Origin of the sequence: Streptomyces sp. NBC_00647 (genome assembly GCF_045207245.1) — a bacterium.
In the GTDB taxonomy this organism is placed as follows: domain Bacteria; phylum Actinomycetota; class Actinomycetes; order Streptomycetales; family Streptomycetaceae; genus Streptomyces.
The window spans coordinates 10,638,522-10,660,720 of the sequence record NZ_CP109040.1 but is presented as its reverse complement, the minus strand read 5'-3'; the positions used below and the strand labels follow the sequence as shown (position 1 = coordinate 10,660,720).

Here is a 22,199-nt window from a genome sequence, read left to right as displayed (position 1 = left end):
AAGAACCTGCTTCGCAGGTTCCAAGGGAACTTCCGCGCTGCGCGCGGAAGTTGGAGCGGAGCCCCGCGCTGCGCGCGGGTGACGGAGCGGCACTCCTCGCGGTGCGAGGAGTTGGCCTCGCGCAGCGCTCCGAGCCGTGTTTCCTTCCGTCAGAAGTTTGGGTGAATCCGGAGGTTGGGCTGGTGCCTTCCGGCTCTCCGCTTGCGCTCCGAGCCGGCGGCTCCTCGTCGCTGCGCTCCTGGAGGAGCCTGAGGGGTCCGTCCGCTGCGCTCCCGGACCCTGGCCCGCGTTCGCGGGCGGCTGGCTACAAGAGGCAGAGGTCGGGGTGGATGGCGGGCTGTTTCCTTCGCTTCAGAACTTTTGGTGAATCCGGGTTCGAGGTAGATGGGTTTCGAGACTGCGGGTGGGTGCTCTGTGATGTGTCTCGATGAGATGAGGGCGCGGAGGAACTCAACGACTGTGTAGCGCGGGCTGTGTGACATCACCTCAGCAGGCCATAGGTGTGGCGGTTATGGCTGGCTGTCAGTCGTGCTGTCACCGGGTGGCTGCGGGGCGCTGCTCCGGGGCGTGGTGTGGCGGTGGGGTGGGTCCGGGCACGGTCGTGCTGGTGGCCCTCTGCGGGGTCCGCGGCGGTCGGGACTGCCGCTGTGCTGGGCGTCGGCACCGTCGTGTTGGGCGCCGGCCGAGACCCGGCGGGCGCCGCTGTCCGTCCCGTTGTCCTTGTCGAGGAGCCCGTCTTTGTTCCGTCGTCCCCTCCCCCGCCCCGCTCTGTGCGCCCTTGCTGTCTGCCTTCTCTGCCTGGTGTTGCCCGGGGTGCCGCAGGAGGTCCGGAAGGTGGCCGAGTGGGTGCTGCGCCGGGTGGCGCGCACGGTCGTCCGGAAGGTGGCCCGCTCCTGTGTCAGGGCGCGGCAGGGCGGCCGGGAGACCGTTCCCTGTCCGCGGGCTGACGCGCCGGTCGAGACGGCGGGAGGCCAGGGCGGGTGTGCGTGGCTCTGGCCGACCGGCAAGGTCAATGGGGCTGGCCGGCAGGCGGCTTGGCCCGGAAAGGACTTCGTGTACCTGATAGTCGAGCTCCTGGTAGCGGTTGCCCGTCTTGTGCTCACCGCGGACGGACCTGCCGCGTCGGCGGCCCGGTCCCTCGTGGCGAAGGCGGCCCTGTGGGCTGCCGAGAAGGCCGCAGGAACGGTGATTGAAGAGGCCACCAAAGCCGCCGTGGAGAAACGGCTGAGCCGCCGCCAGACGCAGCAGGCTCCGTCCGAGGACACCGGCAACCGGTAGCGGAAGGGCGGCGGGTGGGTGGCCGGGGTTCTCTCCGGCCACCTGCCGGGCCAGGTGGAGTGGCGGGAGCACACGGACGCGGCGACGGGCCGGTGGCGTTCCGGCGCGCAGCCGGGGCCGGGGCGGTCGAGCGTGTCGGGGCGGTGCGAGACCGGCAGCCTCAGGGGCAGAGCCTGTCGGTCGTCTGCCCGGCGCCGGTCTGCCAGGGAGCCGGTCGAGCGTGCCGGGACCCCCTGCCACCTGCACGGTAGTAGTGGGGCCTGGAACACCAACAGGCCTCGCTCACCGTCCAGTTACTCATTGGAGAGCCGTTGCCCGCACGTTCGTTCCTTCCCGCTTTTTGCCTTCTTCTGTGCGGCATCGGGGCTTGCGCCGCCCTCGCCCTCCTCTGCCACGCGGTGCCGGAGGCAGAGTTGCGAGAGGCAATCTGGTGGGCGCTCCGCAAGGCCGCCGAGGCCACCGCCCGCGCGGTCATCCGGCACTACACCCGGGCCTGGCTGCGGCAGCGGTTCGGTAGCCCCGCCAGTGGTGATGCCAGCCGCAACCTGCCGCAGCGCTGACGAGGCAGCGAGCAGGGCGGGCGCCGCCACCTGCTCCCGGCCGGGACGCCACGTTCAGTCGCAGGCCCGGCCGCGGGGGCTCCGCTCGACGCCTCCCGTGGCCGGGCCCGGGCGGAAGGCGGTCGAGCGGGCACGGCGTTCCCTCAGCGGCATGGTCACTGTGAGGCTCACCGACGGGCGGCGGGCTCACCGAAAGGGCTGAGCCCCGGGCCGCCTGCCTCGTGCCAGGGGCCGACCGCGGCGCGGCAGGCCTCGTCGCCTCCGGGGGCGCCGTCCTGTGCGGGCAGCGCTCTCGCCCGTGCCGTCAGTTCTTGTACCAGGGCACCAGGCGCAGCAGGAGGTCGAGGGTGGTGCGGGCGGCCGTCCGGGTGGTGGCGGTGGGGGCGAAAGCCGCGGCGAGGGCGAGTGTGGCGGTGAGGGCGCCCAGCACGGCCGCGAGGACGGCCAGGAGGCGCATCAGGTGGCCGGGGTGGTGCAGGCCGGCGGTGATGGCGCCGGTCAGGAGCACGGTGGTGAGGGCGGCGGCGACCTGGGTGCGGACGCGGGAAGGGTGGCGAGGGGTCATGGCCGGGCTGGTTCCTTGGAGTTGACGGGCTGCCGGTGCTGCTGTTGGAGACCAGTGAGCCAGAGACGGCACTCCGTAGAAAAAGGCACTTCTCGGGGTTCTAAAATGGCGGGCATGCCTAGAGGAGCTGCGAGCCCTGCGGATCAACGGGTGATCCATGCACTGGCAGGGCGGGACCTGACGGTGACGGCGAGCCAGCTGGAGAGCTGGCGGCGGACGGGGCTGCTGCCCCGGCACCGGCGCCGGGGACTCGGGCAAGGCCGGGGATCGGTCGTCGACGCGGTCGATCCGCTGGTGGTGGAGAGCGCGGCGGCGCTGGCCCGGCATCTTCGGCAGGGACGTGACCGGCGGCTGGCCGTGCTGGAGTGGTTCGCCGAAGCCGGCATGCCACCGGCGTCGCCGGGGGCGGCCCCGGTGCCGGAGCCGCCGGTGGCCGCCGTGCGTGAGGCCCTGGTGTGGGCGCTGCAACGCTCGGCATCGCAGCGGCTCGTGGAGTTCGCGCGCAGCGCGGCCGGGGCGGGCGAGGAAGGACAGGACGCGCTGTACGCGGCCGCCGGACGGCTCATGGGCTCGTACCGCGGGGCGGTGAACCCTGCGGTGGTGCGGGCGGCGCTCGAAGCCGGCGGGGACGTGCCCGCCGAGGCCGAGGGGCCGGACTTCAGGAGCATGGTGCACGTGGCAGCCGCGATCGGCCTGGGAGCGCAGGAGGTCGGGGCGGACGCGTTGGCCGAAGCGTTCGCCGCGTTCGGCATGTTCGGGCTGACGGCCGAGAACTGGGCGCAGATGCTGGGCGCGGCCGAGCGCGGCGAGGGGCCCGAGGTGGACTGGGGACTGCTCCAGCAACACGCGGACATGGTGGCTCAGGTGCAGCGGGCGAGCGACGAGAAACTGGTGCGGGCGCGGGAGGTGCTGGTCGGCCTGCGGATGTTCTACGCGCTGTACGTACTGCACGGACTGCTCCTGCCCGACACCCCCGCGCAGGCCGCGCTGCGGCAGCGGATCGACGACCTCGGCATGTTCCCCTTCCTGGACCACGTCATCGCCATCAACCCCTCCCCCAGGCAGCTCGCCGAGTCCCTGGCGATCTGCCTCGAGCCGTTCTTCGACGACGTGTACGAGACGCTGATGGACCAGTTCGCCGAGAACCCGGACATCTTCAGCATCCCCGGCGACGAGACGGGGGCCGTCGGCTTCGGGGAGAGGTGGATGCGCTCCATGGAGGAGCTGACGAAGGGCTCGCGCGGGGTGGGTGAAGATCCCTGCCCGCCCTCAGAGGCTTCCGCGCCCACGCCGAGGCGCGCACTCCAGGGGTGACGGGGCTGGCCGCCGAAGGCCACGGCTGCGGGTGCCGGAAGGCATCACTTCGTCGTCCATGATCGACCGGAGTTGTTCGGTGAATGCCTCGTCCTCTGCGGCGCCCGGGGTGCGCGTGTAGGTGCACACCAGGCACTGTCCGTACCCGACCCGGCCGAAGACAGGGTCAAGGCCCTCCACGCAGAACGTCTCGTGCCCGCAGACGGGGCAGGTGCCAAGGTCGTGTCCATCCGGGTTGTGCTTCGGGTGGTAGGCGTTGGGGTTGGCCACGTTCTCGGCGCGCCGGGTGGCTTCTTCCCCACCGATCCGTTCGAGGTACTCGGCAGCTCGTTTCTGGGAGGCCGCGTCCTCTGCCTGGGCGATCTGCTGGATCCGGTCCTGCTGCTCCTCTCCCATCACTCCAAGGCTCCTGTGGCCGTCGAGGGCCAGCAGGGCCTCGACGTGGCGATGCTGCAGAGCTCCGGCGCCGCGGCCGTGACGGGCCGCCTGACTGGCCTCGATCCCGTTCTGGAGCGTGTGCACATCGATCCGGGTGTGCGAGGACAGACGAGGCGCCTGGAAGAGCGAGTCCGTGTCGTCCTGGGAGATGTCCGGCATCGGATGCTCGTCAGACACGCAGACGATGCCGTCCGTAGCCGGGATGTGTTCCTCGATCACCCTGAGCAGCGCGCTGGCCGACAGGACCCGTCCGTTGCGGTCCACCTCCTTCCCTGGCCACTCGGAAGCGACGATCGCAGCCAGCCCGTTGGACAGTGCCTGATCGAAGACGCCCTCCCGGCCCGCCATAAACGGAGCGAAGGGGTCATCACCTGTCGGGGCAGGAGCGGCGAAAGGGTCCGCTCCTGCCTCGGGATCGGCGGCTACCGCACCGTCTCGCCGTGTCGTGCGCAACTCCGCAGCCAGTAGTACGGCGCACCGGGCGAATTCTTCAGCTCGCTGATCCCTCATGGACAGCATGGTGCCGTCCGGCCACCCGACTCGGCCAGGCCACCCCTCAAGGGGCGGAGCAGGCCCGTTCCCGGCGCCGCGCATCAGGTCGCCTCGGACCTCGAACCTGGGACGGCCCCTGTCACCAAGGACGTTGAACCCTGGGGACGTGCCGCGCTACCCTCGTCGCGGCGACCGTGATCGCCCGACTCCCGTCTGCGGGCCCCCACGTGGCTCGCGGCCTGGTGGACAAGGTTCTGCGAATCTCACGATGAACACCCTCTGCCTGCACGTGATGCGTACCAGGCGTGGGACGTGGGGCTGCGCCGGAGACGAGACCCTCATGACGCGTAATCGTGCACGCAAGCAGGCCATCCGTGCTGCGGCGGGCGAGAGCGGGTACGCCCGTACGGCCCGCATGCACGCGGAAGGCTCCCGGGCCATCCTTACCGCCGATGTGCAGCGCACCGCGGTCCAGGCGTTCCACCAGGCCGGCTGGCCGACGGAGAACGATGGCTTCCCCGAAGGGGGGCAGTGGTCCTCGTACGCCGGGCCGGTGTGGTCACTGCTCTCCCGCCCCGGCACCGGGGACACGGACGTTCACCCCGACGACGCCGATCACCATGACCTGACGACCACTCCTGCGTTCACCTTCATCGCCCCGCCCATCAGCATCAACACCGGTGAAGCGATGGTCCTCGAGGTGCCGGGCGACACGCCCCCGCAGGAGCTGGTGAGCCAGGTGTCGGCCGCGGTGGCCCGAGCGCGGGAGAACGAGATCGCCAAGCTGGTCAACGACGCGCAGTGCGCGATCTGTGGCGACAGCTATCCGGCGCGGTACCTGCTGGCGCCCACCGCGGCACAGGAGGTGACCGTGTGCCCCTCCTGCGTCTTCGACGGTGACCTGTTCGGCGGGTACGACCCTGTGCGTCTGGCTTACGACATCGACCACCTGTGGTTCGAGGAGCTGGCCGTGCCCGCGGGGTGGGCGGCGGTGGCCGCGCTTTTGGCCTGCGCGGGCGGCGCGGCTTTCGTCGAGCGTCTCAACGATGCCGGTGGCCTGGCGGCTCCGGGCGCGCACTGGTCGGATCTGAGCCAGTTGTGGATCTGGCTGCCCCCGCACGCACGTCCGGCTGCCCTGGACGGCCTGGGTGCCGGGGCGGGTCTCACGCGGGTGGTCGAGGCCGTCGAAGCGGCCCACCCGGACCTGCGGGAGCGGTTCCGCGCGCAGCTGGCCGAGGAGTTGGAGCAGGAGTCGGGCGAGGACGGCCGGGACTACCTCGTCGAGCAGCTGTGGCCCGCTGTGATCGCCTACACGGTCGCCCTGGCGACCCAGGAGCAGGAACGGCCGGGGCATCGCCCGCCCTGGCACGTGCTGTCCGACTCTTTCGAGCCGGGCACGCTGGCCGGCCACTTCCGTCAGATCGGCAGCAGCCTCGACGCCCACGATCTGGGGGTCTGCTTCACTCTGGAGGTGGGTCTCCAGGTCGTCGCCGAGGCACTGGGCTGGAACGTCCACTACTAACCCCGTGTCGCGTCGGCCTGCAGTCCCGATGCTGCAGGCCGACGCCGCCGGTAGAGGCCACCGCCGCCGGGGCCCCTGTCTTCCCGCGAGGGGTCCCTCCGGTTACTCGAGGCGCAGCAGGTCGCCCCCGGTGCTCTCCCGGTCTCGTACGCGCGCTCGGGCCCGCTCAGACGCCGATGACCGTCGAGTCGGAAGCTCCGGCAGACGCTCCTCAGCCGGCGGTCTTCAGCGGCACCCGCTCGGGCTGCATCGCCGCTGGACGCCGTCACCCGCTTACCGCTGAGTGGCACCTGGGCAACGACACCGGGAAGTCTCGGGCACGGCGGTTCCCGCCCAGAAGGAAGAAGCAGAACTCGCATCGGACGTAATCAACGCTGGCAGGATGGCCGGGACGGGGCGCACCGAGCCAGTCCCGGGGGAGAACAGGGGCATGCTGAGATCCGGAACGACCTGTGCCGAAGCAATCAATTTCCTGGATAACGATCTTGTTTCCGGGAGCCTCAACGACGTCTCCACCCGGATCCCTCTTTCGATGAAAACGGGCGCAAAGGCCGAGGAAGCGATGCGGGCCGTGCGCAAGCGGTACGACGAGTGGACCTGGAAGGCCGCCGAGGAGCTCAACCGGCGGTTCAGCGACCGGGAGATCGCGGGACAGCTCCGCGCGGGCCGCTACCGGGCGATCCTCACCGCACCGCTGGACGAGGCCCGGCTGATGATGTACGTGGAACTCTCCGAGCTCCAGGACTACTTCAGAACCCTGGCCAACCGGGTGCGTGCCCTGCAGGAGCAGTACGGGCACGCTGGTGCCGTGCGGTACGCGGTGCTGGACACCAACACCACGCTGCACTTCACGCGGCTCGACAAGGTCCCCTGGCAGAAGGAGTTCGGGAAGGGCACCGCGGTCATGGTCCCGCACGTCGTGGTCGACGAAATCGACACCAAGAGCTACCAGACCGGGGACAAGAAGATCTCCCGGCGGGCGCGCGGCGTGTTCGGGCTACTGGAGTCGGTGCTGGAAGCGGAGCCCGAGAAAGCGGCCGCGGACGACGGAACCCACGTGTTCATCGCGGCCGATGAGCCCGGGCACGCCCGCCTTCCCGTGCCGGACGACGAGCTGGTGGCCTCGGCACTGCGTCTGCACCAGGCCGTCGCTCCCGCGGAGGTAATCGTCGTCAGCCGTGACATCGGCGTACGGACCCGCGCCCGCGCCTGGGGACTGCCGGCACGACCCCTGCCCGACAAGTACCTGATCGAGGGCGGCGAACTGCGCCGGCAAGAACTGGAACAGGCAGCCGCCGAACTCGTGCCGGGCGGAGGCGCACCGCAACAGCCCGAATCGAAGGAGTCCGGCGCGCCCTCCCCCGACTCGGCGGCACGTCAGGCAGGGAACGGCTCGTGAACGAGCAGAGTCGCCAGGAGCGTGCGGACGCAATGGACCGCGAGATGGCCGCACGCCTGCTGCCCGACGCCGCCGTACGGGCGCTAGGCCGCTGGTGGAAGACGAATGCGTCGGCTTACCCGGACGCGACACCCGGCTCGCACACCGTCCGCTACACGCCCGCCCGGTGGGCGCAGATCTCCCCCTGGCCCGCAGCGCTGGCTCCCGTCGCCGCCGAAGGTGATGCCGCGGTCAGCCGGGCGGAGGTGGCCGCGGCCGTCGCCGACGCGCTGCGGCGGGAGGCGTTCACCGAGGCGCTGGTCGCGACGTACGTGTGGGGCAAGGGAAAGCGCGGCACTCCCGGCGGCAGCGGACCGGCCACCCTCCACAAGATCCTGGCCCACGACGGCCTCGACACGGCGCTGGCCGCCGCGGTCACAGCACTGCACGAACACGGTGCACCGCAGGCGTACGCCGCGCTTCAGGGGCAGGTATCCGGGCTCGGGCCCGCCTTCTTCACCAAGTTCCTCTACTTCGCCGACACTGCGCGGCGCCCGCCCACGGCGCGCGGCCGCTCATCCTCGACCGCGTACTGGCCAGACGCCTGCGGCAGATAGCGGCTGCGGTCGGCCGCGAGAGCGGCCACGATGCGGACGGCTCCATCGCCGCCTGGGTCTGGTCGGACGGGAACTGGACGCCCCACCGCTACCGGGTCTACCTCTCCTTCATGCACGCCGCCGCCGAGCAACTGGGCGCGTATGAAGGCTGGCCGTCTGGCGCGGCCCCCGACCTCCTCGAATGCGCGCTGTTCCACGCCGACTGGGAGACATCCGGCTAAGCGACACCCCGGGGGCAGGCAGGGGCGCTGCTGGCGTGCTCGGTCAGTGGGCCTGGGCACGCGCGGTGTAGTGCTCCTGCAGTCGGCGCAGCATGCTGTGGCAGTACTGGGCCAGGGGCCGGTGCTGGTCCTCGTCGATGACCAGGGCCAGGGTGTGGATGCCGTTGTCTGCCTGGAAGGCGGCGCGGGGCTGGGAGGCCCTGAGGTTGGGCCAGTAGCGGCCGTGCGCGAATCCGGAGGCTGCCCGCCAGGCGGCACCCACCTTGATGGCGGTCAGGCCGGCCGAGGGCGCGGCGGCGAGCAGGATCTGGAGGGTGCCGGGCCGGGTGAGCGGGGGCAGGCCGAGGCGGTCGGCGATGTCCTTGATCTCGGCGCGGCGCTCCGCGCCGGTCTTGCCCGCACCCGACGGCTGGTGGCCGGTGTCCTGTTCGTGCTGGTGACGGTTGCGCATGTCCTCGTCCCACAGCGACAGGGCCCGGTGGCGGCGTTCGTCGCGGCCGGCGCCGTCGAGGAGCCACAGGCCGGTGGCGAAGTTCTCCAGCGCGCCGCGCAGCAGGGTCCAGGGGCTGATGGGGTCGACCTCGCCCGCCACCGTGAGGCGGCGCAGGGCATCGGCGTGGGCCAGACCGGCGGTGTGGGAGTTCTGGACCAGGTGGGCGATGGCGTAGGGGCCCAGCGTGGCGTCGTCGGCGGCCAGGCTGCTGGCCGGGTGCGGGGCGGGCAGTTGCCGGTAGGCGCCCTCGCCGCGGGCCTGCTCGATCGTCTCGAAGAGGGGCAGAAGGTAGGCGCCGTTGAAGGCCTGCGTGCTCATGCCCGCACGGTAGAACGCGGGCTCGGGCAGCAGGTAGCCATTTCCTATCCTGCGCTACGCCCTCCACCGCCTCGTGCCGTATGCCTCGGCCGGGAACCCGCCGCAGCGATCGGCCGCTGCGCCCAGGGCGTCCGCCGGAGCCGAGAGGCGGCGTACCGCCTTTCCTCGCGCAGCACCGTGTGCGTCAGACGGTGATGGCGAAGACCCACAGGTGGGGGTCGGGGCCGGGGATGATCACGTAGTGGACGATGGCGGTGCGGGTCGTGATGACGCGTACCGCCTCATCCATGTCGTGTTTGTCGGCCTGCGGCCAGGACCAGGGGTCGGCGCATGCCCGGATCACCGCGTCGTGGAGCTCTTCCTTGGCCGGGCCGGGCAGGTTTTTGACGGTCTCACCGACGTGCACGGCGAACCGGGCGGGGATGGCCGTCACGCGCCGAAGACCTCATCCATGGTCATGGAGCCGGTTTCGGGCCGGCCGCTGGCGATCCACTTCTGGTAGGCAACGCGGGCGTGCATGCGCGCGCGGGCCTCCCGCAGGTCTTCGGGGCCGTCCGCGGCGGCCTGGTCGGCTTCGAGGACGCCGGTGACGTAGTCGTTGAGGGACATTCCGGCGCGCTGCGCCGAGGCGCGCACCTTGTCGGCCAGCTCCTGGTCGACCCGGGTGTTGAGCTGTGCGATTCCCATAGAAGCGATGTTAGCGATTTGCTAGCAGGTGGGGAAGGGGGTCTGTCGGGCGACAAGGGCACCTACGCCACGGCGGCCGGGACGGCGCCCTCGGTGGTCCAGTCGTCGTCGAACAGTGCGGCGACCAGGCGGGCGTGAGCCTCGGGGAGTTGGCCGTCGCGGTGTTTGGTGCGGGCTTTGGCGAGCCAGGCGCCGAGGTGGACGGTGTCGCCGTCGACGACGATCTTCTCCCGGGAGGCGGGGGCGCGGCCTTCGCGGTGGAGGAAGAGTTCCAGGAGCTGGACACTCTCCTCGAAGCTGCGGCGGGTACGGCGGGCGGGGGTGAGCGGGTTGGCGTCGGGGGTGAGGCCGAGGGTGGTCATCATCTCCTGCTGGCCGGGGGTGAGGGCGGGCCAGGTGGTGAGCTGACGCTGTAGCCAGGAGCCGATCTTCACCCCAGCCAGGACCATGTCGCGGGTGAGCGCGGTGGGGTCGGCGCCGGTGGCGAGGTGGGTGCGCAGCAGGTGGTATTTGCGGTGCCAGTCCGCGCCGTGGGGCAGGCGCCAGTCGGGGGCGAGGGCGGTCAGGTCCTGCGCGCGGGCCGCGTCGAGCCGGTCGTGGGCGGCGAGGTGGCGTTGTTCTGCGAGCCAGGCGCCGACGGGGGTGGTGGCGGGGGCGGCGAGGTGGCCGTGGGCGTGCAGGTAGTCGGAGGCCGCGGTGAGGCGGGCGCGCCAGGCGGCGGTGTGCTTGTCCCAGATCATGCCGAGCGCGTCGAGTTCGGCGATCCAGTCGGCTTCGAGGCGGCCGGCGGTGCGGGCGTCGCGCATGGTGGTGATGAACGTGCCGAGCCGGTAGCCGGTGGGGTCGGTGTAGTCGGCGGGGACGTCGAGGTGGCCCATCTCGTCGCGGTAGTTCTGGGCGGCCGCGAGGCCGAGGCGGCGGCTGCGGGAGACGGGCTGGTCGCGGGGGTCGAAGGAGACCAGGTCCATCGCCTGGGCGATGCGTTCGGGGTGGACGGTGAAGTCGAAACTCCAGCGGCGCGCGATGACCTGGCTGCTCTCGCGGGGCAGGCGGTTGGCCTTGTCCGGCAGGCGCTCCATGATGCGGTGGTCGTGGCCGGCCAGCGCGGTGGCGATCGCCCACACCGGTTCGTAGGCGGTGCCCAGGATGTTCTCGCTGTCGGCGCCGGGCGGGATGTAGACGGGGACGATCAGGGAAGCGGTCTTGCCGGAGACGTCCAGGCGCAGCGCGCGGCCCAGGGCCTGGGCGCAGCGGACGACGCTGCGGGTGGGGTCGGCGAAGACGATCGCATCGACGCTGGGGATGTCGACGCCCTCGGCGATCAGGCGGGAGTTGGCCAGGATCGCGCAGTCGGCGACCGAGAAGGCGGTGAACGTGTCGCCGCGCTCGGCGGGGGTGTTATCCCCGTGCGCGAAGAACATCTGCGGGACGATGTCGGGAACCAAATCGGGGTCGGTGCGGGCCAGCAGGCGCAGGGTGTGCGGGAGTTCGCGGGCGAAGCGGCGGGCGTCGGCGACCAGGTTGAAGTAGACCAGCACCTTCTTCAGACCGTGCTCGGTCATCGCGCGCAGGACGGACAGGTGCAGGGCGGTGGCGCGCAGCGCACCGTCATCCTCCTCGCCAGAACCGGCGCCGACGGAGGTGTCCGGGGCCGTGCCCGCGGTGCCTGGGGCGGGCGTGTTCAGGCGGCGGCGCAGGTCGGCGTCGGTCAGGGTGGGCACCACGATGCGGTAGTCCGCGGCGCGCCCGTCCTCCACCGCTTGGGCGAGCGGGTATTCAAAAACTTTCTTGCCGTAGACCTGCTCGTTTTCCATCGAGTTGGCGAACGCATCGACGTCGGAGGCCGGGGGAGCGCCGCGGCGGCGGCGCGGGCGGCTGGTGTCGGCGGACTCCGCCAGCTCCGGGGCGAGGAAGGTCCGCGGGGTGGCGGTCATGTAGAGACGGCGGTCCGCATGGATGCGCTTCGCGTCGTTGATACGAAACCACTTCTTGTCCGCGCGCCCGGCGATGCGGTGCGCCTCGTCCATGACCGCGAGATCGAACGCCGGAACCGCGTACCGGGTCTTACCGGTCTTCTCGATCTTGTCCAGGGAGTCGTAGGTGCAGATCACCGTCAGCGCGGGGATCTGGTCCTCCTCGTCGCCGACCACGGACATCAGCGCGGCCAGGGTGCGCGGATCGGTCGCCGACATGACCTGGGCGGCAACCAGGTCGTCGCGGCCGGCCACGTCCATGGAGGAGACGATCACCAAGTGCTCGAGGTGCCCGTCGCGGCGCCACGCCAGCGCCGTCTGCGCGGCCAGGTCCAGGGTGGGCACGACGAACAGGACGAGCCGCGCGTCGAGTTCGTCCGCCAGCCGGATCGACACCAGCGTCTTGCCTGTACCCGTCGCCGACACGTACAGGGCACGCGTCCCGGGCCGCCGCAGATGACGCGCCAGCCGCGAGACGGCCTCGGCCTGGTCGGCGAACAGCCGCCGCCGCTCCTTCGGCTGGTCTGGGGTGAACACAGCGGCCACGGTCATGCGAGCTTCCTCAGTCCGAGAGGTGACGGCAGCCGGTCGACCACCGCGGTCGGGGAGGTCGGCGAGACCCGGTATTGAAGCCCCACCAATCGAGCACCCTACCAGCCCGCCCATCATTCGTACGCGAAAAGTACGGTATCCGTACGCACATTGTGCGATCCATGGGATAGAGTCGGTACCGGAGGTGTCCCATGTCCGAGCTCTTCGACGCGGTCGACGCGCTGATCGCGTCCCGGTCCCCGCTGCCGCCGCCGGCCGAACGCAGGCGTCTGCGGCAGGCGCATGCCCTGACCCTGGACGAGGTGGCCGCGGCCCTCGACGTCCGGCGGGCGACGATCGGCGGCTGGGAGTCGGGCAAGGCCGAGCCGAGGCCTCCGCAGCGGGAGGCGTACGCGCGCCTGCTCGCCCAACTCGCTCTCCTCTACCCGGCCGTGGAGGCCCCGGCTCCCGCCGCAGGCGCAGCCCTGCCGCCCGAGGCCCCGGCACCGGAGGCGTCCGGCGGGGCGGGGCCGCGGCCCGCGGACGCGAAGGCGACAGCCACGCCCGCCCCCGTTCCGGCCTCCGTTCCGGCCTCCGTTCCGGCCTCCGAGTCCGGTGCCGCCGCTCGGGCGCCTCATCCGGCGCCTGCTGCCGCGCCGTCCCGTCCGTCCTCGCGGCGTCCGGGTGCGCCGAAGGCTGCTGTGCGTACGCACGATGCCGGGCACGAGCACGGTCCGCTGCTGGTCCTGGACGCCGACGCGGACGGACAGGTGACCGGCTACGGCGTCGGCGGTCTGCTCCTGGACGTGCCCGCCAAGTCCCTGCCCGCCCTGGTCGAGTGGGCGCTGAGCGAGGCGCAGTTGGGGGCGGAGCGGCTGCACGGTTCGGGCAAGGACTCCGACCCGCTGCTGGTGCTGACCGGGGCGGCGTGTGAGCGCTACGGTCTGCCTGCCCAGCTGCCGGAGGCGGCGCGGCTGGCCGGGCGGCTTCCGGAGGGGCACAAGGTGCTGGGCCAGCTCGAGCCTGCCCAGTGGCAGCTCACCAAGCGGGGATTCGGGCCGTGGGCGCGGATCTACCGTCCCGCGCAGGGGGGCCGGCGCAGTTGCGTGCAGCTGTGCATCCCCTCCTGGCACGCCCTCGACGACCGTGCCTGGGGCCATGCCGCGCAGCTTCCTCCGGCGGAACTCGCCCGGGTGCTGGGCGTGTACGCGCAGCGCGTCGTCACCCCGGTCGGGACCACCGCGGTGACGGGGCTTCACCTGATGACGGCGCTCAACCCGCCGACCCGTGCCAGCGAGCCGGACGAGGACGGCAAGCGGCACCGCGAGGTGCGGCCCGGATCGCTGGGGACCGAGGCTTTGGATCCGGCGCCGTGCGAGGCGACCGACGGTCACCCCGTCCTGGCGCACCTGCCCCGCTTCCACGTGCGCGGCCCCGACGAGAAGCTGATGGAGGAGGCGTACGACTGGGCGCGGGAGATGACGGGCGCCGATACCATGCAGCGTCACCTGGTGGGCATCGACGTGAACCTGGCGTTCGGGGCGGCCGCCAACGGTGCGGTCGTGGGCCTGGCCACTCCCCCGGTGCACGTCGTGCGTCCGGCGTTCGATGCGGCGGTGCCCGGTTCCTGGCTGGTCGACCTCTCCCACGTCGATCCGTCCCGGGTGAAGATCGGCAAGCAGTGGCGCGACGTGCACGGCGGTCTGCTGCCCAGCGCGTTCACGCCGACAGGGGAACGCCCCACGGGCCCTGCCTGGTACGCCACCCCGACGGTGGCCTACGCCGTCGAGCTGGGCTACGACGTCGCCCCGCTGGAGGGCTGGCTGCGCCACGACAGCGGCCGGTACCTGGACGGCTGGTACAAGCGGCTGCGCGACGCCTACGTCGCCACCATGGCCGATCTGGGCGTGGGCGAGAAACTGGGCCCGCGCGAGTTCCTTGAGGCGATGGACGGCTACAAGCAGCGCGATCCGGAGCTGGCCCTGGTGCTGGACGCGGTGAAGATGACCGTCAAGGGCGGCATCGGCAAGTTGCAGGAGAAGGCGCGCGGCGGGGGCTGGAAGCCGGGCAACCCCTGGCCGGCGCTGGCCCGCCCGACCTGGCGCCCCGACATCCGCGCCGCCGTCATCTCCCGCGCCCGCATCAACATGCACCGCAAGATGCTCAACCTCGCCGCCGCCACCGGCCGCTACCCCCTCGCGGTCCTCTCCGACTGCGCCGTGTACGCCGCCGAGGGACCCAGCCCACTGGACGTGCTGCCCTACGGCGCCGACGGCAAGACCGTCGCGGGCAGCTTCCGGCTCGGCGTCTCCCCGGGGATGGTCAAGCACGAGGGCACCCAGAGCTTGCAGTGGGGGGCGGAGAAGTCCGAGGAGCTCGGCGGCGACGGCCACGTCGCCAACCTCGCCCGCTACATCAAGACCGGCCGGGCCGACAGCCCGGACACCGGGAAATAGAGGGGGACAGCGTGGTCACCGTCGCGGAAGAACTCGAGCGGGCTGTGCAGGGCGCGTTCACCCGCCCACTGCCCAAATCCGCCGGGGCGCAGATGCGTTACCTCGTCAAACAGCACGGCGGCAGGACGAAGCCGGTGGCCGACCTCCTCGGCATCAGCCAGCGCACCGTGGAGCGCTATGTGAGCAACCAGATCAAAACCCCCCGCCCTCAGCTCGCCGACCGGCTGGGGGCCGAGGTCCTCGCCCGCTGGCAGCCGCAGATCAGGGCCCGGGCCAGGCAGGCCGCCGCCACCAGCGGCGGCATCATGATCGACGTCCAGGGCCGGTTCGGCTACACCGCCGCCGGCGGCAGCACCGACCAGTCCCGCGTACGCCACCTCACCCTCCCCCTCCCGCCCCACCACGCCGCCCGCCTCCTTGCAGCCCAGCAGGACGGCACCGACGAGGACGACCTCCGCCAGATCGCCGCCGAAGCCCTCGGCGAGGTCTACTTCCGCGACGGCGGCCGCCGCGCCCACGGCCTCGAAGTCCACCTCAAAGACCTCGTCGACCTCCGGTTCGAGCTGTAGAAACCGTAGGAACTGGCGCGGCTTGCGTCGCGCGCTGCCGTGGCCCGGCGCGCGAGGCGACGTAAGTCTCCTAGGCCATCTGCAGGCCCGGCTGCCTTCGGCCGCGCCCGGAGCGCCCGAAAAAGTGCCAGGATCCGGCGGCGAAAAGAGATAGGGCCACGCGCCGTTCCCGGGCCGGGGCAGACGCGTTCTGCCTGGACCGTTTCGCCGACCTTCGCACCCAGCGCGTTTCCCTGCAGATTCCTGTGCAGAAAAGGCCGCCGATTCTACGAGGAATCACCACACGAAAACCTCTAGACACCCCTTCGACACCCAGGGCCGTGCGATCCCCGAGCCCGTCAGCGACACCGACGCCCGCCTCGCCTACGTGGCCGTCACCCGCGCCCGCTACCACCTCGACCTCGGCGGCCTCACCTGGATCACCACCCACCCCACCACGTGACACGCTCGCGCCGTCTTCCTCGGCCACCAGCCCACAGGCCGAAAGCTCCGCGGGCGCCGGAAAGCGATGGTCTGGTCGTGGTGGCGCAGGGCCGCGGTGGGGAGCCAGAGGGCTTCGTAGGGGGTGCCTAGGAGATCGGTGGGATCGGCGCCGGGGGATGTAGGCGGGACGATGAGGCTGGCCGTCTTCGTCTTGCGTGTGGGGCGGGGGTTACGCAGGCCGCAAGGAAACCTGCAACCCGAGCAGCAGTTGATCTACCCTGCGTCGACCGAACTCGATCGAAACAGGCGCAACCTGACGCATCATCGGCCACTTTGAGTCAAGTGATCACCCCCTTCATCTTCAGCGTCACATACTGCTTCGACTCACGGTGGCCGCAGGCATATGCCGCCACCCTGTGGGCGGGGATTGGGACGAAGTCGGGAGTGCGATGCAGCTGACCCATGCCAAGGTGATCAATTTCCGCGCCCTGGACAGGGCAGATGTGCGGATTGATCCGCGGACCACGCTCATCGTGGGACGCAACAACAGCGGCAAGACATCGTTCGTCAACCTCTTCGAGAAGTTCTTCGGCGACGACGACACTCAGTTCATGCTGGAGGACTTCTCCACCTGCCGCATCGCTGACATCGAGCAGGCACGTCAGATCTTCGGGGAAGCGAACGGGCATGCGGCCCAGGACGATCAGCAGACGCGTGAGAGCCTGCTGGCCAAGGCGTACGAGCTCGTGCCGTCCATCCGGCTGGGACTCACGATCGAGTATGACGAGGACGATGACCTCGCTCCGTTGACCGACGTGATCCTGGACCTCGACGACTCATGCTTCACGGTCAAGATCGAAGCCTCGCTGGAAGCAGCACGGCCGCACGACTTCCTCAAGGACTTCTGGACAGCAAGCCAGAGGCAGAAGTTCGATTCCAGCAAGTGGCTGCGCAGGAATTTCACGGGCTACTTCGCTCCCGTCTTTCGAGCAGTAAGCCCGATCGACGAGAAGGTGACGAAGGGGATCAAGCGCAGTGCTGCGCAGGCGATCGTCTCGGTCAGGTTCGTCTACGCGCAGACCAAGGTCGACGACACCCCTGGTGACAAGGCCCGCACGCTGTCCAAGACGTTCGAGACCTATTACAAGGTCAAGAGTGGAGCCGAGGCACGTCACCAGAGTATCGAGCAGATCGAGGACGCCCTGACGGCAGCCTCGCTGGAACTCGACACCAACTACGAATCACTGTTCGACCCGGTCTTCGAGGACCTACGCAGTTTCGGGGTAGGAACGATCACGCCGGTCGAAAAGCCACGCATCGTATCCCTCATGGAGGGGTCGGGCATCCTCAGAGGCAGTACACGGCTCCAGTACCCGTCCGGAGATGACGGCTTTCACCTTCCCGAGGGCCACAACGGGCTCGGTTACAGCAAGCTGATCTTCACCATTCTGCAGGTCATCAGCTTTCACCAGGCTTACGAGCGTGCTGCTCCAAAGCCGGCGCTGCAGGTGTTGTTCATCGAAGAGCCGGAAGCCCACCTGCATCCCCAGATGCAGGAGGTCTTCATCAAGAACATCCAGGACTTCATCAACCGCAAGGCCCCGTGGAAGGTGCAGGTGGTCATCACCACGCACTCGTCCCACATCGTCGCAAGCGGCGGGTTCCACACAGTCCGATACTTCGACCGCTCCGAACCCGATAGCAAGGTCAAAGACCTCTCCACCTTCCAAGCGAAGGTCACGGCAACCCCGCACGGCGACGAGACACTGCGGTTCCTGCGCCAGTACATGGTCCTGCACCGGTGCGACATGTTCTTCGCCGACAAGGTGATCCTGATCGAGGGCACCGCCGAACGGCTACTGCTGCCCGAGATGGTCCGCCGGTGTGCCGAAGGACTCCTGCATCAGTACGTATCGGTCATCGAAGTCGGTGACGCCTACGCGGTCCGGTTCCGGGAACTCCTGGAGTTCCTCAATGTGCGGACCCTGGTCATCACCGACATCGACTCGGTCGGCCCCACGGACCAAAAAGCCTGCCCGCCCAGCACCGCGGGTGCCCTCACCTCGAACTCCACGCTCAAGAAGTGGCTGCCAGGTGAGTCCGCGATCACCGAGCTGCTGACCGTTGACTCCAGCTCCAAGGAACATGGCCACGTGCGCGTCGCCTACCAGGTCCCGGAGAAGGAAGCAGGGGTCTGCGCACGAAGCTTCGAGGACGCCTTCATCATCGCCAACGCGAGCGTTCTCGCCCGGGACCTCAGACATCTAGAGTTGAAGCGAGCCTTCCTCGAAGAAGCCGGAGCTGACCCCACCGAAGGCGACATCGAAGCCCATGCGTATGGCATTGCCAAGCGGCTGTCCAAACACAAGACCGACTTCGCGTTCGACGTCATGCTCCTGGAGGACTGGGTCGTCCCTCGCTACATCGCAGAGGGGCTCCAGTGGCTGACCTGACCACGATCGAAACCGTCGTCAAGGAACTCGACGCCCGGCACAGCTTCCTCGTAGAGGCCGGAGCAGGTGCCGGCAAGACGACCGACCTCGTCCGTGCCCTTCAGTACCTGCTCGGTCACCGACGCTCGGAGTTGGAGTCGAGCGGCCGGCGGATCGCCTGCATCACCTACACGAACGTCGCCAAGAGGAAGATCCTCGAACGCATCTCTGCGGACCCGCTGGTCACCGTCGGCACGATCCACGAGTTCCTCTGGGACGTCATCCAGGACTATCCGCGTGAGCTGTGGCAGCAACTCCTCGACTACAACAACAGCGACGACGTGCGCAACCCGGAAGACCTCACGGAGGTGGCCACTCCCCCGGTGATCGAGTATTCGGACCGCGGGCGAAAGTTCAGCGAGGGCCGCATCTCTCACGACGACGTCATCGCACTGTCCCTACGGCTCGTCGCCGCGTATCCCAAGCTCATACGCATCATCACCAGCAAGTACCCCGTCATCTTCGTCGACGAGTACCAGGACACCTCACCGAAGACGATCAAGCTGCTCCTGGATCACCTGGCGGGTGCAGGCAAGGAACCCTGCGTGATCGGCCTCTTCGGCGACTCGATGCAAAAAATCTACCGAACCGGTGTCGGCGCGGTACAGCACGAGCGGCTCACACTCATCACCAAGCACCAGAACTACCGTTGCTCACGGCCGGTAGTCGACGTGCTCAACAAGATGCGGCCCGAACTTCGCCAGGAAGCTGCAGGCGAGAGACAAGAAGGCGAGGTGCACCTCTTCCTCAAAGCTGACACGCCACCCGGCCCCCTCCGCCTGGAGGCCGCCAAATCGGCCCTCGCAGGCATGGGCTGGTCACCCGAAAACTCCAAGTACCTGATGCTCACACACCGCGGCATCGCCGGAACACTGAACTACCCCAACCTGCTGGAGCAGTACCGACAGCTGGGCAGCCATGGGCCAGATGACCTGATGGCACGCACCGAGCCGTACGTCCAGTACCTCACACAGGTCGAAGCCCTCTGCGCAGCACACCGCGCGAGGGATTTCGTAGAGCTGACCAGCCTGCTGGCCCAGGGTAAGAGTCGCATCACTGCGCACGCCGATAAGCGAACCATCAGCGAGGCCATCCACGCACTCAACTCCGTTCGCATGGCAGGGACCGTCGGCGACGTCATGGACCTCATGACCGAGAGCCCCCTCCTGGCCCTACCAGGAAAGGTGCGAGAGCGCGAACGTCGAAGAACGGCAACTGACCTCGACGAACGACGCCAACGGCAAGCAGACTTCGCCAACAGACTCCGCGACGTGCCCTACAGCGAAGTCATCGCCGTCACCCAGTTCATCGACGAACTCACCCCGTTCTCGACCCAACACGGTGTCAAGGGCGACGAGTTCGAGAACGTCGTCGTCGTTATCGACGACTCCGCCTGGACCATGTACAACATCGGCAAGATGCTGGCCGGCATCGACAAACCCGACCGCACCCAACGGTCACGCAACCTCTTCTACGTCTGCTGCTCACGCGCCCGCCGCGGCCTGGCCGTGGTCTTCACCAACGACCTCCCGGACGGAGCGGAAACGACAGCTCGCAACTGGTTCGCTTCGGGCACTATCCATCCGTGAGCCGTACCCGGGCCAGAACCGTCTCTGATGTTGAGGGCGGCTGGCACACGTTGCAGCATGCCGCTGGCGTCAAGGCGCAGTTGAACTGCGCGGGCCAGGCCCGGGTCACCGCCAAGGAAGCGGGAGACAGCCTTCTCTGGCGTCGGATAACCTCTCCTTATCCGACGTCAGAGAACGGCCGTGGCGACCCGTCAGGCGGGCGTCGCGAGCAAGGGGAGACACCGGCGCCGTGAGCACGCATCCCGACCTGCCGAACACTCTGGTCCACTTCACGGGCCGCCCCCGGGCCGAGAAGGACGAAATTCCGGACTTCGCCCAGGGCAGCGCCGAGGAAAGGCTGGTCAACATCCTGCACAGCGGTGTACTGCGCGGGAACTCGACCTTCTGGACCGACGCCCCGGTGATCTGCTTCAGCGAGGTCACCGAGGAAGCTCGCCGGGCGATGCTGCGCGAGGGCGTCCGCCGGGGGCCCTATCCGCCGTGGGGCCTCGTGCTCGACCGCGAACGCCTCATCGCCGCCGGTGCCCGGCCCGCGCTCTATGTCTCGCGCACCGAGCTCGACCGGATGAAGGAGGAACTGCCGCGGCGCACGTACAACCGCTGCGTGGTGTACGAGCCGGACCCGGCCAAGGGGCGGTCGGACTGGCTGTTCGAACGGGAGTGGCGGCTGTGTTACGGCCCGGCGCAGAGGGCCGCGCTGGACATCACCCCCGAACTCGTGGCGGGCGTCATCGTCGGCCGCAAGGGCTGGATGCCTCCACCCCGGCAATCTGCGGTCAATGCCGTATCCCAGCTCACCACCATGCTGGAAGACATCCCGTCCATGGTGAAGTCCTTGCGCGAGAACATGCCTGCCGGGGCGTCGATCGGCAGGATCAGCGTGAGCGCGGGCTCGTGGACGACGAAGTTCGCCGGGGCGGCCGACCGTCTGGCCCGCTGGTACTGGGACGGCGACACCCTCGTCGAAGACGGCTTCTTCGACATACAGGACCAGCAGATGAGGCACTCCGCGTACGGCGAACCGCCCGCCTTCGAGGTCGGCTTCAGCTTCGGCGTCTCCGAGAAGCCAGAGCAGTGACCGCGTGGCCGGCCGGCCGCCCCGGGCACCCGTCGGGAGAGGCCGCTGCGCCTCTCGTTCGATCCGACCCTGAGCGACCTGCCCTCATCGTCCGGTGGGCGGAGCGCCACGGGGTGGAGACCGCCCGGCGTCTCGCGGACGCGGAGACCTTCGCCGACGAGGTCCAGCGGCGGCTGCGACCCGCGAACACGACGGACACGTACGCGAAGGCGTGGCGTGTCTGGGAGCGGTTCTGCGCGGCGCAGAGCTTCCCGGAACTGGAGGCGACGCGCGGCGCCCTTGTGGCGTTCGTGGTGTGGATGCTGGACCGGGGCCAGGCGAACGGGAAGGGCTACGCCGCTTCGTCGGCCGGGACGATTCTCGCCGGAGCCGTCGTAGAGCTCCGCCGCCATGGCGCGGAGGTGGGCCGAGACGACCAGGCGCAGGCCCGGACGGCACTGGAGGCTGCGGCCGTCGAACTACTCAAGGCCGGGGAGCGGCGCGGCCGCGGCCAGGCGGCGGCGGCCGGTGTGCCCGATCTGTACCGCGTGGTGCGGGCCTGCCCCGACACCCTCGCCGGGGCCCGGGACAAGGCGCTCGTCCTGACCGGCTTCCACTACGCCTCACGCGCCCAGGACCCGGCCAGCCTCCTCGCCGGGGACGTCGCCCTGACACCCCGCGGCCTGGTCGTATCGGTGCTCACCGGCAAGACCAAGCACTCCGTCCGTGACGCGAAGATCAACTATCAGAGCGACCCGGAGATCTGCCCCGTGGAGGCGTGGAAGGCATACCGGGCCCGCCTCGCTACTGAGGCTGAGCCGCGCTGGTCGGAGCCGTCCGCGCCCGCGTTCGTCGGCGTCGACCGGCACGGCAACGTCACGGGCGGCATGGTCCCAGACTCGGTCACCCGGGCCGTGAAGCGGATCAGCGTCCGTGCCGGAATCGCGATCGCCTGGACCGGCCACAGCCTCCGCATTGGCCTGGCCACGACCGGCCGCAAGAACGGCAAGGACGCCGTGGTGATCGCCGACCAGGGCGGATGGGCCCGGCACTCCCGGTCCATGACCGGCTACTTCCAGCGGGTCGACGGGTGGGAGGACAACGCCACCGCCGGCCTCACCTGACCTTCCCTCACCCGACCGAATCACCACGGCGTCCAGGGCTACGACGACATGACCGGAGCCGGGGACTGCGGTCGTGTCACCGGAGGGTCGCGACGTCGGAAA

At 69.7% G+C, this 22,199-nt stretch carries 17 protein-coding genes and 1 pseudogene; 12 read left to right on the top strand and 6 right to left on the bottom strand.

Annotated elements, in window-relative coordinates; all coding sequences use genetic code 11:
- The first annotated feature begins 834 nt into the window (after positions 1 to 834).
- Together OG788_RS46945 and OG788_RS46940 are read left to right on the top strand one after the other, a co-directional pair.
- Positions 835 to 1,278 carry a hypothetical protein gene (locus tag OG788_RS46945; RefSeq protein ID WP_406368197.1) on the top strand — a complete coding sequence of 148 codons (444 nt, stop codon included), beginning with the start codon at positions 835 to 837 and terminating at the stop codon, positions 1,276 to 1,278.
- A 413-nt stretch (positions 1,279 to 1,691) separates the two neighbouring features.
- A complete protein-coding gene (locus tag OG788_RS46940; protein ID WP_406368198.1) occupies positions 1,692 to 1,838 on the top strand; it encodes a hypothetical protein in 147 nt (48 codons plus the stop codon).
- Between the two features lie 304 nt (positions 1,839 to 2,142).
- Here OG788_RS46940 and OG788_RS46935 read toward each other — a convergent pair whose 3' ends face one another.
- Positions 2,143 to 2,403 (bottom strand): hypothetical protein, encoded by a 261-nt coding sequence (locus tag OG788_RS46935; protein ID WP_406368200.1) that lies wholly within the window; start codon positions 2,401 to 2,403, stop codon positions 2,143 to 2,145.
- A gap of 114 nt (positions 2,404 to 2,517) precedes the next feature.
- On the opposite strand from OG788_RS46935, the gene OG788_RS46930 reads away from it, so the two are divergent.
- The gene (locus OG788_RS46930; RefSeq protein WP_406368202.1) at positions 2,518 to 3,717 is read left to right on the top strand and encodes a hypothetical protein; all 1,200 of its coding nucleotides are present in this window, start codon (positions 2,518 to 2,520) and stop codon (positions 3,715 to 3,717) included.
- Here OG788_RS46930 and OG788_RS46925 read toward each other — a convergent pair.
- Positions 3,673 to 4,503, bottom strand: a complete 831-nt coding sequence (locus OG788_RS46925; RefSeq protein WP_406368204.1) for a hypothetical protein — start codon at positions 4,501 to 4,503, stop codon at positions 3,673 to 3,675. The genes OG788_RS46930 and OG788_RS46925 overlap by 45 nt on opposite strands.
- Before the next feature lie 484 nt (positions 4,504 to 4,987).
- Here OG788_RS46925 and OG788_RS46920 point away from each other — a divergent pair, with 484 nt between their 5' ends.
- The 3 genes and pseudogenes from OG788_RS46920 to OG788_RS46910 all read left to right on the top strand — a co-directional run bounded on the left by OG788_RS46920 (position 4,988) and on the right by OG788_RS46910 (position 8,385).
- Positions 4,988 to 6,169, top strand: coding sequence for a hypothetical protein (locus tag OG788_RS46920; RefSeq protein WP_406368206.1), 1,182 nt, complete (start codon positions 4,988 to 4,990; stop codon positions 6,167 to 6,169).
- A gap of 532 nt (positions 6,170 to 6,701) precedes the next feature.
- On the top strand, positions 6,702 to 7,568 hold the full coding sequence (locus tag OG788_RS46915; RefSeq protein WP_406368208.1) for a PIN domain-containing protein: 867 nt from the start codon (positions 6,702 to 6,704) through the stop codon (positions 7,566 to 7,568).
- A gap of 32 nt (positions 7,569 to 7,600) precedes the next feature.
- Positions 7,601 to 8,385 (top strand): annotated as a pseudogene (locus OG788_RS46910) (hypothetical protein).
- A gap of 43 nt (positions 8,386 to 8,428) precedes the next feature.
- Here the strand turns inward: OG788_RS46910 and OG788_RS46905 are convergent.
- The 4 genes from OG788_RS46905 to OG788_RS46890 all read right to left on the bottom strand — a co-directional run bounded on the left by OG788_RS46905 (position 8,429) and on the right by OG788_RS46890 (position 12,408).
- On the bottom strand, positions 8,429 to 9,196 hold the full coding sequence (locus tag OG788_RS46905; RefSeq protein ID WP_406368210.1) for a hypothetical protein: 768 nt from the start codon (positions 9,194 to 9,196) through the stop codon (positions 8,429 to 8,431).
- A gap of 184 nt (positions 9,197 to 9,380) precedes the next feature.
- Positions 9,381 to 9,629, bottom strand: a complete 249-nt coding sequence (locus tag OG788_RS46900) for a hypothetical protein (protein WP_406368212.1) — start codon at positions 9,627 to 9,629, stop codon at positions 9,381 to 9,383.
- Positions 9,626 to 9,883, bottom strand: coding sequence for a toxin-antitoxin system HicB family antitoxin (locus OG788_RS46895; protein ID WP_339135258.1), 258 nt, complete (start codon positions 9,881 to 9,883; stop codon positions 9,626 to 9,628). The genes OG788_RS46900 and OG788_RS46895 overlap by 4 nt, the downstream gene beginning before the upstream one ends.
- Positions 9,884 to 9,945: 62 nt before the next feature.
- Positions 9,946 to 12,408 (bottom strand): Helicase associated domain protein, encoded by a 2,463-nt coding sequence (locus OG788_RS46890; protein WP_406368214.1) that lies wholly within the window; start codon positions 12,406 to 12,408, stop codon positions 9,946 to 9,948.
- Between the two features lie 191 nt (positions 12,409 to 12,599).
- Between OG788_RS46890 and tap the strand changes: the two genes are divergently transcribed.
- From tap to OG788_RS46860, 6 genes are all read left to right on the top strand, one after another.
- Entirely contained in the window at positions 12,600 to 14,843 is a 2,244-nt protein-coding gene (tap, locus tag OG788_RS46885; protein ID WP_406368216.1) for a telomere-associated protein Tap, read from the top strand.
- An 11-nt stretch (positions 14,844 to 14,854) separates the two neighbouring features.
- On the top strand, positions 14,855 to 15,412 hold the full coding sequence (gene tpg, locus OG788_RS46880; protein ID WP_406368218.1) for a telomere-protecting terminal protein Tpg: 558 nt from the start codon (positions 14,855 to 14,857) through the stop codon (positions 15,410 to 15,412).
- Between the two features lie 872 nt (positions 15,413 to 16,284).
- A complete protein-coding gene (locus OG788_RS46875; RefSeq protein WP_406368219.1) occupies positions 16,285 to 18,288 on the top strand; it encodes an ATP-dependent nuclease in 2,004 nt (667 codons plus the stop codon).
- Complete coding sequence (locus OG788_RS46870) at positions 18,276 to 19,916, top strand: UvrD-helicase domain-containing protein (protein ID WP_406368220.1); 1,641 nt, start codon at positions 18,276 to 18,278, stop codon at positions 19,914 to 19,916. Before OG788_RS46875 ends, OG788_RS46870 begins: the two co-directional genes overlap by 13 nt.
- Before the next feature lie 229 nt (positions 19,917 to 20,145).
- Positions 20,146 to 20,994 carry a hypothetical protein gene (locus OG788_RS46865; protein WP_406368222.1) on the top strand — a complete coding sequence of 283 codons (849 nt, stop codon included), beginning with the start codon at positions 20,146 to 20,148 and terminating at the stop codon, positions 20,992 to 20,994.
- A gap of 113 nt (positions 20,995 to 21,107) precedes the next feature.
- Positions 21,108 to 22,097: an integrase gene (locus OG788_RS46860; protein ID WP_406368223.1), complete on the top strand. Its 990-nt coding sequence runs from the start codon at positions 21,108 to 21,110 to the stop codon at positions 22,095 to 22,097.
- The last annotated feature ends 102 nt before the right edge of the window (positions 22,098 to 22,199 follow it).